Consider the following 13,594-nt stretch of genomic DNA (forward strand, 5'->3'; position numbering starts at 1 on the left):
GGCTGCTACCAGTTCGGCGGGCTGGCGATGCTGCGGGCGACGACGTCGTCCAGCACCCGCACCGTCGTGGCGACGTCGTGCTGGGAGTTGTCGATGATCGGCAGGCCGGAGCCGTACCAGCCGGCCATCCGTCCGTGGATCCTCGCCACCTCTTCGTCGGACAGCCGGCGGTTGCCGCTGCGCCGGGCATTGCGCTCCAGGACGATCTCCAGGCCGGGCAGCAGCACGATCGGCAGCAGGCCGGGTCCTACATGACGCTTCCAGCCGCCCAGACCGATGACCGGCCGGTCGGGGAAGACGGCGTCGTCGAGGATGCAGGAGATGCCGTTGGCAAGGAAGTTGCGGGCCGCGAAGCCACAGGTGCGGCGGGCGAGGCGGTACTGGGCCTCGGAGTGGTCGTTCCAGCCGGCCTGCGGGTCGGCGAAGCCGGACCGGACCCATTCGCGGACGTCGTCGAGGCTGATGTGCGCGGTCGGCACCCGCCGGGTGTCGGCCCAGTGGCGCGCCACGCTGGTCTTGCCGGCCCCGGCCGGGCCGATGAGCAGCACCGCGACGGCCGCATGCGCCGCGTCCGGCGCCGTGGTGTCGGTGGGCGGGCTGGGCAGCGGCACCGGGGCGCCAGGGGGCAGCTGGACATGGCCGGTGATGTCCGCGCCATGCGGCACGGTCGGGGCCTGCCCGTGCGCGGGCCCGTGCCCGCCCTGGCCGGAGGCGGGCTGCTGCGCGGGCGGAGGCGGGGCGGCCGGGGCCGACGGCGGGGTGGGCGGGGTGTGCTGTCCCGGGTGGGGCGTCCAGTTCATGGCGCCGCCGGGTGATGCCTGCCCGTGGGGCGGTGGCAGCGGAGCACCCACTGCGTAGTGCATCCGGTGGCTCTCCGTCTCGTGCGGTCGACTCGTGCGGTCGAGATGGTGCGGTGCTCCTCCGGCTCACGCCGGGTGGGGTGCCCCCAGGCGCCGGGGCTCGGCTGCCCGGTGCGCCTGACGGTAACCAACCCGGCGGCCCGGAGGGGCCGTTGTGCCCCACGGCCGTCGGCGTGGGTGGGTGTTGCAGCGAACGGTACCCTCCCGGACGCGGCAGGAGCGCCCGCTGCCCCCGGCGCTCGGTGCGAGAGGGGCCGGGGGCGGGGAAAGGTGCCCTGTGGAGGGCGTCCAGGGGGCGTCAGCCGTTCAGTTCCTCGGCCAGTGCACGGAGCGCGAGACGGTAGGAGCCGATGCCGAAGCCGGCGACCGTGCCGCTGGCGACGGCCGCGATGACCGAGTGGTGGCGGAACTCCTCGCGCGCGTACGGGTTCGAGATGTGCACCTCGATCAGCGGGGCGGTGCGCTGGGCGGCCGCGTCCCGCATGGCGTACGAGTAGTGCGTGAAGGCACCCGGGTTGATGACGACCGGGAGCGAGCCGTCGGCGGCCTCGTGCAGCCAGCGGATCATCTCGCCCTCGTCGTTGGTCTCCCGGACCTCGGCCTCGAAGCCCAGCTCCTTGCCGAGCCGGGCGCACTCCTGGACCAGTCCGGCGTAGGAGGTGGCGCCGTAGACCTCGGGCTCACGGGAGCCCAGCCGGCCGAGGTTGGGCCCGTTGAGGACGAGCACCCGCCGGCTCGTCGTGCCGCTCATGCCGCGATCTCCGCGTGTGCGGCGAGCAGCATGGCCGGGTCCGGGCCCTCCAGGACGGTCGGCTTGGCGAGGCCGTCCAGGACGATGAAGCGCAGCCGGTCTCCGCGGGACTTCTTGTCGACCTTCATCGTCTCCAGCAGCTTGGGCCACTGGTCGCCGCGGTAGGTCAGCGGCAGCCCGACGGACTCCAGCACGGAGCGGTGCCGGTCGGCGGTGGCGTCGTCCAGGCGGCCGGCGATCCGGCCGAGCTCGGCGGCGAAGACCATGCCGACGGAGACGGCCGCGCCGTGCCGCCAGTTGTAGCGCTCGTTCTTCTCGATGGCGTGTGCGAGGGTGTGGCCGTAGTTGAGGATTTCGCGCAGGCCGGACTCCTTGAGGTCCGCGGAGACGACCTCGGCCTTGACCCGGATCGCCCGCTCGATCAGCTCGGCGGTGTGCGCACCGTCCGGGCGCTTGGCGGCCTCCGGGTCCGACTCGATCAGTTCGAGGATCGCCGGGTCGGCGATGAAGCCGGCCTTGATGACCTCGGCCAGACCGGAGACGTAGTCGTTGACCGGCAGCGAGTCGAGCGCGGCCAGGTCGCAGAGCACCCCGGCCGGCGGGTGGAAGGCGCCGACGAGGTTCTTGCCCTCGGCGGTGTTGATGCCGGTCTTGCCGCCGACCGCCGCGTCCACCATGCCGAGCACGGTGGTGGGCACCGCGATCCAGCGGACCCCGCGCAGCCAGGTCGCGGCGACGAAGCCGGCCAGGTCGGTGGTGGCGCCGCCGCCGACCCCGACGATCACATCGCTGCGGGTGAAGCCGGACTGGCCGAGCGCCTTCCAGCAGTACGCCGCGACCTCGGCGGTCTTGGACTCCTCGGCGTTCGGCAGCTGGATGGCGATCGCCTCGTAGCCCTGGGAGGCCAGGTCCTCGCGCAGCGCCTCACCGGTGGCGGCCAGCGCCTCCGGGTGCAGCACCGCGACCCTCTTCGCGCTCTCACCGATCAGACCAGCGAGTTCGCCGAGCAGCTGCCGCCCGACAAGCACCTCGTACGGGTCGGTGCCCGCCGTGCCGCCGACCTGGATACGGGTGGCCTGCTCCGTCATGCCTGTTCCTCCCTGTGGGCGGCCCGCGGGCTCCCCGCGGCCGACCGTAGCTCCAAAGCGTCCAGGATCGCCTCGGCGACCTGCTCGGGGGTGCGCTCCCCCGTTTCGATCACGGCGCGCGCGACCTCGGTGTACAGCGGGCGGCGGTGCTCCATCAGCTCGCGCCACTGCTTGCGGGGGTTGACGGCCAGCAGCGGGCGGGGCGCGTCCAGGCCCACCCGCTTGACGGCGTCGGCGAGTTGCACGTCCAGGAAGACCACCGGCAGCCCGGTCAGCAGCGTGCGGGTGCCGTCGTCCAGGATCGCGCCGCCGCCGAGCGAGAGCACCCCGGGGTGGCCCTCCAGCGCCTCGCGCACCGCCGTCCGCTCCAGCTCGCGGAAGTACGGCTCGCCCTCGTCGATGAAGATTTCGGCGATCGGCCGGCCGGCCGTGGCGACGATATCGGCGTCGGTGTCCCGGTAGCCGACGTCCAGCCGCTCGGCCAGCAGCGCGCCCACCGTCGACTTGCCGGCCCCGGGCGGGCCGATCAGCACGACGACCGGCGACGTCATCGGATCGCCAGGTGGTCGAGGTAGGTCTGCACGTTGCGGCGGGTCTCCGGCACGCTGTCGCCGCCGAACTTCTCCACCACCGCGTCCGCCAGGACCAGGGCCACCATCGCCTCGGCGACGATGCCCGCGGCCGGCACGGCGCAGACGTCCGAGCGCTGGTGGTGCGCCTTGGCCGCCTCGCCGGTGCTCACGTCGACGGTCGCCAGCGCCTTCGGCACCGTAGCGATCGGCTTCATCGCGGCCCGCACCCGCAGCAGCTCGCCGGTGGTCAGCCCGCCCTCGGTGCCACCGGAGCGGCCCGAGCTGCGCTTGATGCCGTCGTCGGTCGAGACGATTTCGTCGTGGGCCTTCGAGCCGGGCACCCGGGCCAGGTCGAAGCCGTCGCCGACCTCGACACCCTTGATCGCCTGGATGCCCATGAGGGCGGCGGCCAGGCGGGCGTCCAGGCGCCGGTCCCAGTGGACGTGGGAGCCCAGGCCCACGGGCACGCCGTACGCCAGCACCTCGACCACACCGCCGAGGGTGTCGCCGTCCTTGTGGGCCTGGTCGATCTCGGCGACCATCGCCTTGCTCGCGTCCGCGTCCAGGCAGCGCACCGGGTCGGCATCCAGCCGCTCGACGTCGGAGGGCTTCGGGTAGACGCCGTACGGGGCCTTGGCCGCGGCCAGTTCGACGACGTGCGAGACGATCTCGATACCGGCCGTCTCCTTGAGGAAGGAGCGGGCCACCGCGCCGAGGGCGACCCGGGCGGCGGTCTCGCGGGCGGAGGCGCGCTCCAGGATCGGGCGGGCCTCGTCGAAGCCGTACTTCTGCATACCGGCGAGGTCGGCGTGGCCGGGGCGGGGACGGGTCAGCGGCGCGTTACGGGCGAGTGCGGCCAGTTCCTCCGGGTTCACCGGGTCGGCCGCCATCACCTGCTCCCACTTGGGCCACTCGGTGTTGCCGACCATCACGGCCACCGGCGAGCCCAGCGACAGACCGTGCCGCACCCCGCCCAGGAACGTGACCTCGTCCTGCTCGAACTTCATCCGGGCACCGCGGCCGTAGCCGAGCCGGCGCCGGGCCAGGGCGTCCGCCACCAGCTCCGTGGTGATCGGGACTCCGGCCGGAAGGCCCTCCAGCGTCGCCACGAGTGCGGGGCCGTGCGACTCCCCCGCCGTCAGCCAGCGCAACCTGCTCAACGGTGCTCCTCATGTACTGCTCATCCGCGTACGGTCTTCCCCCCGATCCTCCCACGTCGCGCGCGAGGGGCGGCGCCCCGTCCAGGGGGCGGACCGGGGGCGCGCGGGCAGCGGGGAACCGGAGCGGGCGGGTCAGCGGGCGGCGAGTGCCGCCTCCCCGGCCTTGCGCATCGCGGCCAGGGGCGCCGGGGACCGCCCCGTCATCTGTTCCACCTGCAGTACGGCCTGGTGGACCAGCAGGTCGAGGCCGCCCACCACGGCGCCGCCGCGGGCGGCCCAGGCGGTGGCCAGTGTCGTCGGCCAGGGGTCGTAGAGGACGTCGAAGAGCGTGCCGGGACGGTCGGGGACGGCGGCGGCGAGCGCGTCGGTGGCGCCCGCCGGGGTGGTCGCGATGGTCAGCGGTGCCTCGAAGGCCGCCGCGGCGTCTTCCCAGGCGGCGGTGCGGACCGTGACGCCCAGCCGCTCGCCCCAGCCGCGCATCTCGTCGGCGCGCGCCCGGCTGCGGACATAGGCGGTGACCTCACCGGTGCAGAGACGGGAGAGCGCAGCGAGCGCCGAGGAGGCGGTGGCGCCCGCGCCCAGCACCGACGCCCGCTCGACCTGCCGCACCCCGCGTTCGCGCAGCGCGGCGAGCATGCCGGGGATGTCGGTGTTGTCGCCCAGGCGGCGCCCGTCGGCGGCGAGGACGACGGTGTTCACCGCCTCGACCGAGGACGCCGTGGGGCTGATCTCGTCGAGCAGCGGGATCACCGCCCGCTTGAGCGGCATGGTCAGCGAGAGACCCGCCCAGGTGGCGTCCAGGCGCTCCATGAAGGCGGGCAGCGCCGCTTCGTCGACCTCGTGGCGGTCGTAGGTCCAGTCGCTCAGCCCCAGTTCCCGGTAGGCGGCGCGGTGCAGCACCGGTGAGAGGGAGTGGGCAATCGGGGAGCCGAGGACCGCGGCTCGACGTGTGGCGCTCATTGCTTGTTCTTCTCTTGTTCCTTTTCGTAGATGCGCCGGTTTCGCTCATGCTCTTCGTTCGTCTCGGCGAACAGCGTCTTTTCCGGGTTGATCGAGACGAAGTAGTACCAGTTGCCCTTTGCCGGGGCGATGGCCGACTTCAGCGCCACTTCACCCGGGTTGCCGATCGGGCCCGGCGGCAGTCCCTTGAACTTGTAGGTGTTGTAGGGATCGTTGAAATTGCGCAGGTTGTCGACGGAGCCGGTGTCCAGCGTGCTCTGGGACTTCGCGTAATTCACCGTCGAGTCGAAGTCCAGCAGGCCATACGTTTCGGTGTTGTCCGGCTTGAGCCGGTTGTAGACGACGCGCGCGACCTTGACGAAGTCATGCTTGTACTTGCCTTCGGCCTGCGTGAGGCTGGCGACGGTCAGCAGCTGCATGGGCGAGTCGAGCTTGAGCGCGCGGGCCTTCCCTTCCAGGTCGTACCGCGTGTACACCTGGTTCGCCCGCGCCACCATCTGCTTGAGGACCGCGGCCGGTTTCGCCTTTCCGCCGACGCTGTAGGTCGACGGGTAGAGGAATCCCTCCAGCGGGTCCTTTATCTTCGGCGAGTCGTTGGCCCACGACGGCAGCCCGAGGCTCTTGACGTCGCTCTTCGCCACGCCCTTGGTCGTACCCGCCTTGAGGTGCAGCTTTTTGTCGATGAGTTTGTAGACGTCGCCGGCCCGCAGCCCTTCACGGATCGTGAGGCCGTTACGGCTCTTGGGATTCAGCATCAGGTCGATGGCCGCGGCGCCCGACATCTGCTTGCGCAGCGTGTACGTCCCCGGCTGCATGCTGTTCGCCTTCTGGTTCTCACCGGCCGCTTCGGTGAAGGCGCCGGGGCTCTTGATGACGCCCTCGCGCTGGAGGATCTGGCCCATTTCCGAGAGCGTCGAACCGTCCGGAATGTCCACCTGGACCTCACCGGACCCTTCCCCCTCGTAGTCGGGGGCCGAGCCGAAGTGGGCCATGAAGAAGTCATAGCCGAAGTAACCGACCGCGCCCACGGCTCCCGCGAAGACCAGCGCGACGACCAGGCAGGCGGTGCCACTGCGCCGTTTGTTCTTCTTGTCGCCGTTCTTCTTGCCGCGGCGCTCGCGGTCGCCCCGGCGGGTCTCGCGCGGGTCGTCGTCGTGGTCGTCGTCCCCGCCGCCCGCGAAGAACGCATGCTCCGGCTCCGGCTCGCGGGGCTCCGGCTCGGCCCGCCAGTCGTCACCGGGGCCGTCGCCGTCGTCGTAGTGCGGCTGCGGCTCCGCCTGCTGCGCATACTGCGGGCTCGGCTGCTGCGGATGCGGCGCCTGCTGGTACTGCTGCTGCATCTGCTGCTGTTGCGCCTGCTGCTGCAGATGCTGCGGCTGCGGCGGCGGATAGGCGTCAGGGGTGGCGTAGTAGTCGGGGCTCGTCCCGCTGTACGGGTCGACCGGCGGCTGCTGTTGCCCGTAGGGGTCGTACGGGTCGTACGACAGCTGCCCGCCCTGCGTACCGTCCCAGCCACCGTTGTACTGCTGCCCGGCGTACGGGTCGGCGTGGTGCTGGGGATACCGGGCGGCCTGCTGTCCGTCCCACTGGGGCTGCTGCGCCTGGCCTCTGGAGGCGCCCTGCTCACCGTAGAGCGGGTCCTCGGGATGCCACGGTTCGGAGCCGTAGCCCCGGCCATACTCGGTCATCGATCCCCTAGAGCCGAGAGGCGGTGTGCTCCGGACCGGCAGCGCGCTTGCTGAATCCGACCCGCCTCTACTTGCACGCGCGGCTGTTCGAACGCCGCACATCGCGCGGAACGTTACCGTACCGCGATCAGATGACCACTTCGACGCTCTCGCCCGGAGGCTCCCCGGAGACACGTTCGGCCTCCAGGGCGCTCTGCAGGATCACCACCGCGGCGGCCTGATCGACCACCGAGCGGCCCTTCTTGCTGCGCACACCCGAGGCCCGCAGCCCCTGGGTGGCCGTGACCGTCGACATCCGCTCGTCGACCAGCCGGACCCCTACGGGTGCGATGTTCCGGGCCATCTCCTGGGCGAAGCCCCGGACCTTGGCCGCGGCCGGCCCCTCCCCCCCACTGAGGGAGCGGGGCAGGCCGACCACGACTTCGAGGGGTTCGTACTCCTCGACGATCGCCTTGAGCCGGCGGTGCGCTGACGGGACGTCACGCCCCGGGACGGTCTCGACGGGGGTGGCGAGGACCCCGTCGGGGTCGCACGAGGCGACCCCGATACGGGCGTCCCCGACATCCACGGCGATGCGCCGTCCGCGTCGCATCTCACTCACGCGCGTCAGGCCGCCTCGGCGACAAGGCGCTCGACGGCCTCGATGGCCTCGGGCACCGCGGCGGCGTTCTGCCCGCCGCCCTGGGCGACGTCCGGCTTGCCGCCGCCACCGCCACCGAGCGTCTTGGCGGCCGTGCGCACCAGGTCACCGGCCTTGATGCCGCGCTCGCGGGCGGCCTCATTGGTGGCGATGACCGTCACCGGGCGGCCATTGGCCACTGTGAAGAGCGCCACAACCGCGGCTCGGCCGCCCTGGATGCGCCCGCGCACGTCGAGCACGAGCTTGCGCAGGTCGTCGGCGGAGGTGCCGTCCGGGACCTGACCGGCGGCCAGCGCCACACCGCGGATGTCCTTGGCGCCCTCGGCCAGCCCGGCGGCGGCCTGCAGCACCTTCTCGGCGCGGAACTTCTCGATCTCCTTCTCGGCGTCCTTCAGCTTGGCCAGGACACCGGAGATCTTCTCGGGCAGCTCCTCCGGGCGTCCCTTGACCAGCTCGGTGAGCTGGGAGACGACGGTGTGCTCACGGGCGAGGAACTTGTAGGCGTCCACGCCGACCAGCGCCTCGACACGGCGTACGCCGGAGCCGATGGAGGACTCGCCGAGCAGCTTCACCAGGCCCAGCTGAGCGGTGTTGTGGACGTGGGTGCCGCCGCACAGCTCCTTGGAGAAGTCACCGATGGTGACCACCCGGACGCGGTCGCCGTACTTCTCGCCGAATTCGGCGATGGCGCCCTGCTTCTTGGCGTCGTCCATGCTCATGACCTCGGCATGGACGTCGAGCTCACGGGCGAGCACGTCGTTGATCTTCTGCTCGACGTCGGTGAGGACCGAGCCCGGCACGGCGGCCGGCGAGCCGAAGTCGAAGCGGAAGCGGCCCGGGGAGTTCTCCGAACCGGCCTGGGCGGCCGTCGGGCCGAGGGCGTCGCGCAGCGCCTGGTGGGTGAGGTGGGTGGCGCTGTGGGCGCGGGCGATGGCACGCCGGCGGGTGACGTCGATGGCGGCGTACCCGGCGGAGCCGACCACCACCTCGCCGACCTGGACGACGCCCTTGTGGACCGTGACGCCGGGCACCGGCTGCTGGACGTCGCGGACCTCGACGACGGCGCCGGACTCCAGCTTGATCCGGCCGGTGTCGGCGAGCTGGCCGCCGCCCTCGGCATAGAAGGGGGTGCGGTCCAGGACGACCTCGACCTCGTCGCCCTCGTGGGCGGCGGGCGCCGGGACACCGCCCACCAGCAGGCCGACGACGGTGGACTCGCCCTCGGTGGCGCTGTAGCCGGTGAACTCCGTGGCTCCGGACGTGTCGGCGACCTCGCGGTAGGCGGACAGATTGGCGTGGCCGCTCTTCTTGGCCTGGGCGTCGGCCTTCGCGCGCTCCCGCTGCTCGGTCATCAGGCGGCGGAAGCCCGACTCGTCCACCGAAAGGCCCTGTTCGGCGGCCATTTCGAGGGTGAGGTCGATCGGGAAGCCCCAGGTGTCGTGGAGCAGGAAGGCCTTCTCGCCGGCCAGGACCGTGCCGCCGGCGGCCTTGGTGTCGGTGACGGCGGTGTCGAGGATGTTGGTGCCGGCCTTGAGCGTCTTGACGAAGGCGGCCTCCTCGGCGAGGGCGACCGTCTCGATGCGGCGGCGGTCCTCCAACAGCTCCGGGTACTGCTGGCCCATGGTCTTGATGACCACGTCCAGCAGCTCGCCGATGACCAGTCCACTGGCGCCGAGCAGGCGCATGTTGCGGATGGCGCGGCGCATGATGCGGCGCAGGACGTAGCCGCGGCCCTCGTTGCCGGGGGTGACGCCGTCGCCGATGAGCATCGTGGAGGTGCGGATGTGGTCGGCGACCACGCGCAGCGAGACGTCACTGTCGTGCGCGGCGCCGTAGCGGACGCCGGTCAGCTCGGTGGCCTTGTCGATGACGACGCGCAGGGTGTCGGTCTCGTACATGTTCTGTACGTCCTGCAGGATCATCGCCAGGCGCTCGAGTCCGAGGCCGGTGTCGATGTTCTTGCTGGGCAGGTCGCCGAGGATCTCGAAGTCCTCCTTGCCCGTGCCCTGGCCCCGCTCGTACTGCATGAAGACGAGGTTCCAGATCTCCACGTACCGCTCGTCGTTGACGGCCGGGCCGCCCTCGACGCCGAACTCGGGGCCGCGGTCGTAGTTGATCTCGGAGCACGGGCCGCAGGGGCCCGGGACGCCCATGGACCAGTAGTTCTCCTTCTTGCCCAGCCGCTGGATGCGCTCCTTGGGCACGCCGATGACCTCGTGCCAGATGCGCTCGGCCTCGTCGTCCTCCAGGTAGACGGTGATCCAGAGCTTCTCCGGGTCGAGGCCGTAGCCACCGTCGGCCTGGGAGCCGGTCAGCAGCTCCCAGGCGTACTTGATGGCGCCTTCCTTGAAGTAGTCACCGAAGGAGAAGTTGCCGCACATCTGGAAGAACGTGCCGTGCCGGGTGGTCTTGCCGACCTCTTCGATGTCCGGCGTACGGACGCACTTCTGGACGCTGGTGGCGCGCGGGGCGGGCGGCTTGACCTCGCCGAGGAAGTACGGCTTGAAGGGGACCATGCCCGCGTTGACGAGCAGCAGCGTCGGGTCGTCCGCGATGAGCGACGCCGACGGCACGACGGTGTGCCCGCGCTCCTCGAAGAAGCGCAGCCAGCGGCGGCGGATTTCAGCCGACTCCATCAGTGGTCCTCTTTTCCAGTCGGTCCGGTCAGACCGGTTTGTCCGGTTGTTCTCGTGGTGCGGTACTGCGGTTCGAGCACCGCACGGCGCGGCGCGGGCAACTCGCGCACCTCGCCCGTCCCGCCGAGGCCCAGGGCCTCGTGCAGCTGCTCTTCACGGTCCGCCATTCCGGCCCGTACGTCCAATGCAAATTGGCGCAGCCGGTGTCCGGTCTCGACGGCCCTGTCCGCGGCCTGTGCGGCGAGGCTGTCGGGCTGCAGCTTGCGCAGCTTGCGGTGGACCTTGTTGGTGGCCCAGACGCCGGCGGCGGCGCCGGTGGTGAACCAGAATGCGCGGCGGAACATCGCTGTGATCAGTCCTTGGAGCGACGGTTGCGGCGCCCGCCGCGGCGGGCGCCGGGCAGGGTACGGCCGAGGAGGACGGTGCGCTCGGGTTCCGGCTCACCCTTCTTGCCGATCGCGCGGCGCACGCCGTAGCCGAAGGCCGCGACCTTGACCAACGGGCCGCCGAAGGCGGAGGAGACGGTCGAGGAGAGCGCGGAGGCGTTGGCGGTGACCTCTTGGACGTCGGCGGCAATGGCGTCGACGCGGGCCAGCTGGGTGTGCGCGGAGCGGACGGTCGCGGAGGCGTCGGCCAGCAGCGGGACGGCCTGCTCGGACACCTCGGCCACCATCTTGGTGGTCGCCTTGAGCGTCTGCGCGAGCCTCACCAGCACGAGGGCGAGGAACGACACCAGGATCGCCCAGAAGACGGCCACGAGGATCCCGGCCACCTCTCCACCGGACACGTCGGCACCACACTCCGAATGATTTGGTCGGGGCTCATTCCCGCTCGGCTGTCCCGCTCGAACGGCACCCTTGACCTTATCGCGCCGTGACTGTCCGTCCGTACCCCGTTCCCCCTCGAACGCGGAGCGCGGGCCCGGGATTCCCGGGGGCGTGATTGTACGGTCCGCATCCCGCCGAGTACGCTCCGTGTGCCATGCGACGCCTCACGCGCCCCGGCCCTGCTCCCCGCCCCTCCCCCGCGCGTCGGCGGGAGCCGGCCCGGCCGGGGAATCTGCCCGCGGAGCTGGGCGGCTTCATCGGCCGCCACGACGAACTGGCCGCGCTGGCACGGCAGCTGGAATCCGCCCGGCTGGTGACCCTCACCGGCCTGGGCGGCGTCGGGAAATCGCGGCTTGCCCGCCAGGCGGCAGGGATCTTGCAGGATCGCTTCTGCGATGGGGTGTGGCTGGTCGAACTGGCCGCCCTGCGCGAGCCGCACCTCCTGGAGCACACCGTCGCCGAGGCGCTGGGGGCCACCGACCACAGCGGCCGCCCGATGCGCACCGCGCTGTGCGATCTCCTCGCCGACCGGGACCTGCTGCTCGTCCTGGACGGCCACGAGCACCTGGTCGACGCCTGTGCCGACCTGACCGGAGCGCTGCTGCGCCGTGCCCCCGGGCTGAAGGTGCTGGCCGCGGGCCGGCGGCCGCTCGGGCTGGACGGTGAGCGGACCGTGCCGCTGCCGCCGATGAACACCGCCGACGCGGCCGCCCTCTTCGCCGAGCGGGCCGCCGCCGTCGTCCCCGGGTTCACCGTCGGGCCGGCCGACGAGGCGGCGGTCACCGAGCTCTGCGAACGGCTGGACGGCATTCCGCTCGCGCTGGAACTGGCCGCCGGACGGCTGCGCGCCCTGTCCGTGGACCAGGTGCTGCACCGGCTCGACGACCGTTTCCGGCTGCTGACCGGCATCCGCCCGCGCCGCTCCCCCGAGCTCTCGGACCCGTCCGGGCAGGAGGGGGCCCCGTCCACGCTCCCGGCGCCGCGCGAGCCGGGCGGGCCCCCGTCCCGCCACCGGACGCTGCGTACCGCGATCGGCTGGAGCCATGAGCTGTGCACCCCCGAGGAACGGCTGCTGTGGGCGCGGCTGTCGGTCTTCGCCGGGCAGTTCGACCTGGAGGCGGCCGAATACGTCTGCTCGGGGCCGGAGCTGCCGGCCGGTGAACTCCTCGACGTCCTCACCGAGTTGGTCACCCAGTCGGTGCTGGTGCGCGAGGAGACCGCGGCCGGGGTCCGCTACCGGATGCTGGACACCGTAGGGGCCTACGGGGCGGGCTGGCTGGCGGTGACGCCCGACGGCGATCGGCTGCGGCGGCGGCACCGCGACTGGTACCTGGGGCTGGCCACCTGGTGCGAACTGGACTGGTTCAGCTCCCGGCAGGCCGAGATCGCGGCCCGGATCGAGGCCGACCTGCCCAATGTGCGGGCGGCGCTGGAACAGAGCCTGGAGAGCCCCGCCGATACCCACCTGGGCCAGTACCTGGCGGGCACGCTGTGGTTCTACTGGGTTGGCTGCGGCCGGCTCGCGGAGGGCCGGCACTGGCTGGACCGGGCCCTGGAGCTGGAGAGCACCCACGACGAGGCGCGGATGAAGGCGCTGTGGGTGGCCGGCTATGTCGCGGTGCTCCAGGGGGACACCGTCGGCGCGCTGGGGGCCCTGCAGGAGTGCCGTGACGAGGCCGAGCGGACCGGCAACGCCACCGCGGCCGCGTATGCGCTGCACCGCACCGGCTGTCTGGCCCTGGTCAGCGATGACCTGCCGCGCGCCGAGAAGCTGCTGCGCGCGGCGCTGGAGCGCTACCGGGAGATCGGCGAGCTCAACAGCAATGTGCTGCTGGGGCAGGTCGAGCTGGCGATGGCAGTGGCCTTCCAGGGCGAGCTGGCGGACGCGGTGCGCCTGTGCGAGGACGTCCTGGAGGTGTGCGAGGAGCACGGCGAGCGCTGGACGCTGGCGTACGCCCTCTACGTGCTGGCCTTCGCGGCCTGGTCCGGCGGCGACGGCGGGCGGGCCCGTGCGCTGCTGGAGGAGTGCCTGGCCATCGATCACACGTTCCACGATCTGCTCGGGGCGGTGCTGGCGATCGAGCTGCTGGCCCTGGTGACGGTCGGCGAGGGCGACGCGGAGGAGGCGGCGGTGCTGCAGGGCGCCGCCGGGCGGATCTGGCCGTCGGTGGGGCTGCCGCTGTTCGGCTCGCGGCACTTCAACCAGCCGCACGCACGGTGCGAGGAGCAGGCGCGTGAGCGGCTGGGGGACGAGCGCTACGAGCACTTCCGGCGCGCGGGTGAGCGGCTGGACCTGGACGCGGCGGTGGCCCGGGTCCTGCGGCCCGCCGGCCTGCTGCCCGCACGGCTGCGCCCGGTGCCGGACACGGCACCCGGGCGCCAATGAGCCCGCCGCCTCTCCCGCCGCGAGGG

The 13,594-nt window shown here is 72.1% G+C and carries 12 protein-coding genes; 1 reads left to right on the forward strand and 11 read right to left on the reverse strand.

The features are described from left to right. Nucleotides 1–5: 5 nt before the first annotated feature. The 11 genes from CFW40_RS05610 to CFW40_RS05660 form a co-directional block, all read right to left on the reverse strand. A complete protein-coding gene (locus tag CFW40_RS05610) occupies nucleotides 6–863 on the reverse strand; it encodes a Pro-rich N-terminal domain-containing protein (protein WP_088796737.1) in 858 nt (285 codons plus the stop codon). 295 nt (nucleotides 864–1,158) lie between these two features. Further along, nucleotides 1,159–1,611, reverse strand: coding sequence for a type II 3-dehydroquinate dehydratase (gene aroQ, locus CFW40_RS05615; protein WP_088796738.1), 453 nt, complete (start codon nucleotides 1,609–1,611; stop codon nucleotides 1,159–1,161). After that, nucleotides 1,608–2,699 carry a 3-dehydroquinate synthase gene (aroB, locus tag CFW40_RS05620; RefSeq protein ID WP_088796739.1) on the reverse strand — a complete coding sequence of 364 codons (1,092 nt, stop codon included), beginning with the start codon at nucleotides 2,697–2,699 and terminating at the stop codon, nucleotides 1,608–1,610. The genes aroQ and aroB overlap by 4 nt, the downstream gene beginning before the upstream one ends. Continuing rightward, entirely contained in the window at nucleotides 2,696–3,250 is a 555-nt protein-coding gene (locus CFW40_RS05625) for a shikimate kinase (protein WP_088796740.1), read from the reverse strand. The genes aroB and CFW40_RS05625 overlap by 4 nt, the downstream gene beginning before the upstream one ends. Then, complete coding sequence (gene aroC / locus CFW40_RS05630) at nucleotides 3,247–4,431, reverse strand: chorismate synthase (protein WP_088796741.1); 1,185 nt, start codon at nucleotides 4,429–4,431, stop codon at nucleotides 3,247–3,249. Before aroC ends, CFW40_RS05625 begins: the two co-directional genes overlap by 4 nt. A gap of 132 nt (nucleotides 4,432–4,563) precedes the next feature. Beyond that, nucleotides 4,564–5,391 (reverse strand): shikimate dehydrogenase, encoded by an 828-nt coding sequence (locus CFW40_RS05635; RefSeq protein ID WP_088796742.1) that lies wholly within the window; start codon nucleotides 5,389–5,391, stop codon nucleotides 4,564–4,566. After that, nucleotides 5,388–7,079, reverse strand: a complete 1,692-nt coding sequence (gene mltG, locus CFW40_RS05640; RefSeq protein ID WP_088796743.1) for an endolytic transglycosylase MltG — start codon at nucleotides 7,077–7,079, stop codon at nucleotides 5,388–5,390. Before mltG ends, CFW40_RS05635 begins: the two co-directional genes overlap by 4 nt. Nucleotides 7,080–7,206: 127 nt before the next feature. Further along, the gene (gene ruvX, locus CFW40_RS05645; RefSeq protein WP_088796744.1) at nucleotides 7,207–7,671 is read right to left on the reverse strand and encodes a Holliday junction resolvase RuvX; all 465 of its coding nucleotides are present in this window, start codon (nucleotides 7,669–7,671) and stop codon (nucleotides 7,207–7,209) included. 14 nt (nucleotides 7,672–7,685) lie between these two features. Further along, complete coding sequence (gene alaS, locus CFW40_RS05650) at nucleotides 7,686–10,355, reverse strand: alanine--tRNA ligase (protein WP_088796745.1); 2,670 nt, start codon at nucleotides 10,353–10,355, stop codon at nucleotides 7,686–7,688. After that, nucleotides 10,355–10,699, reverse strand: coding sequence for a DUF6167 family protein (locus CFW40_RS05655; protein WP_088796746.1), 345 nt, complete (start codon nucleotides 10,697–10,699; stop codon nucleotides 10,355–10,357). Before CFW40_RS05655 ends, alaS begins: the two co-directional genes overlap by 1 nt. 8 nt (nucleotides 10,700–10,707) lie before the next feature. Next, a complete protein-coding gene (locus tag CFW40_RS05660; RefSeq protein WP_176956563.1) occupies nucleotides 10,708–11,142 on the reverse strand; it encodes a DUF948 domain-containing protein in 435 nt (144 codons plus the stop codon). A 194-nt stretch (nucleotides 11,143–11,336) separates the two neighbouring features. On the opposite strand from CFW40_RS05660, the gene CFW40_RS05665 reads away from it, so the two are divergent. Continuing rightward, nucleotides 11,337–13,568 (forward strand): AAA family ATPase, encoded by a 2,232-nt coding sequence (locus CFW40_RS05665; protein WP_256331576.1) that lies wholly within the window; start codon nucleotides 11,337–11,339, stop codon nucleotides 13,566–13,568. The last annotated feature ends 26 nt before the right edge of the window (nucleotides 13,569–13,594 follow it).

Origin of the sequence: Streptomyces sp. 2114.4, from assembly GCF_900187385.1 — a bacterium.
Classification (GTDB): domain Bacteria; phylum Actinomycetota; class Actinomycetes; order Streptomycetales; family Streptomycetaceae; genus Streptomyces; species Streptomyces mooreae.

What these genes read in the sequence shown, in the direction of transcription:
- CFW40_RS05610 (WP_088796737.1), bottom strand. Translation starts at nt 863, where the DNA reads ATGCACTACGCAGTGGGTGCTCCGCTGCCACCGCCCCACGGGCAGGCA.
- aroQ (WP_088796738.1), bottom strand. Translation starts at nt 1,611, where the DNA reads ATGAGCGGCACGACGAGCCGGCGGGTGCTCGTCCTCAACGGGCCCAAC.
- aroB (WP_088796739.1), bottom strand. Translation starts at nt 2,699, where the DNA reads ATGACGGAGCAGGCCACCCGTATCCAGGTCGGCGGCACGGCGGGCACC.
- CFW40_RS05625 (WP_088796740.1), bottom strand. Translation starts at nt 3,250, where the DNA reads ATGACGTCGCCGGTCGTCGTGCTGATCGGCCCGCCCGGGGCCGGCAAG.
- CFW40_RS05635 (WP_088796742.1), bottom strand. Translation starts at nt 5,391, where the DNA reads ATGAGCGCCACACGTCGAGCCGCGGTCCTCGGCTCCCCGATTGCCCAC.
- mltG (WP_088796743.1), bottom strand. Translation starts at nt 7,079, where the DNA reads ATGACCGAGTATGGCCGGGGCTACGGCTCCGAACCGTGGCATCCCGAG.
- ruvX (WP_088796744.1), bottom strand. Translation starts at nt 7,671, where the DNA reads ATGCGACGCGGACGGCGCATCGCCGTGGATGTCGGGGACGCCCGTATC.
- alaS (WP_088796745.1), bottom strand. Translation starts at nt 10,355, where the DNA reads ATGGAGTCGGCTGAAATCCGCCGCCGCTGGCTGCGCTTCTTCGAGGAG.
- CFW40_RS05655 (WP_088796746.1), bottom strand. Translation starts at nt 10,699, where the DNA reads ATGTTCCGCCGCGCATTCTGGTTCACCACCGGCGCCGCCGCCGGCGTC.
- CFW40_RS05665 (WP_256331576.1), top strand. Translation starts at nt 11,337, where the DNA reads ATGCGACGCCTCACGCGCCCCGGCCCTGCTCCCCGCCCCTCCCCCGCG.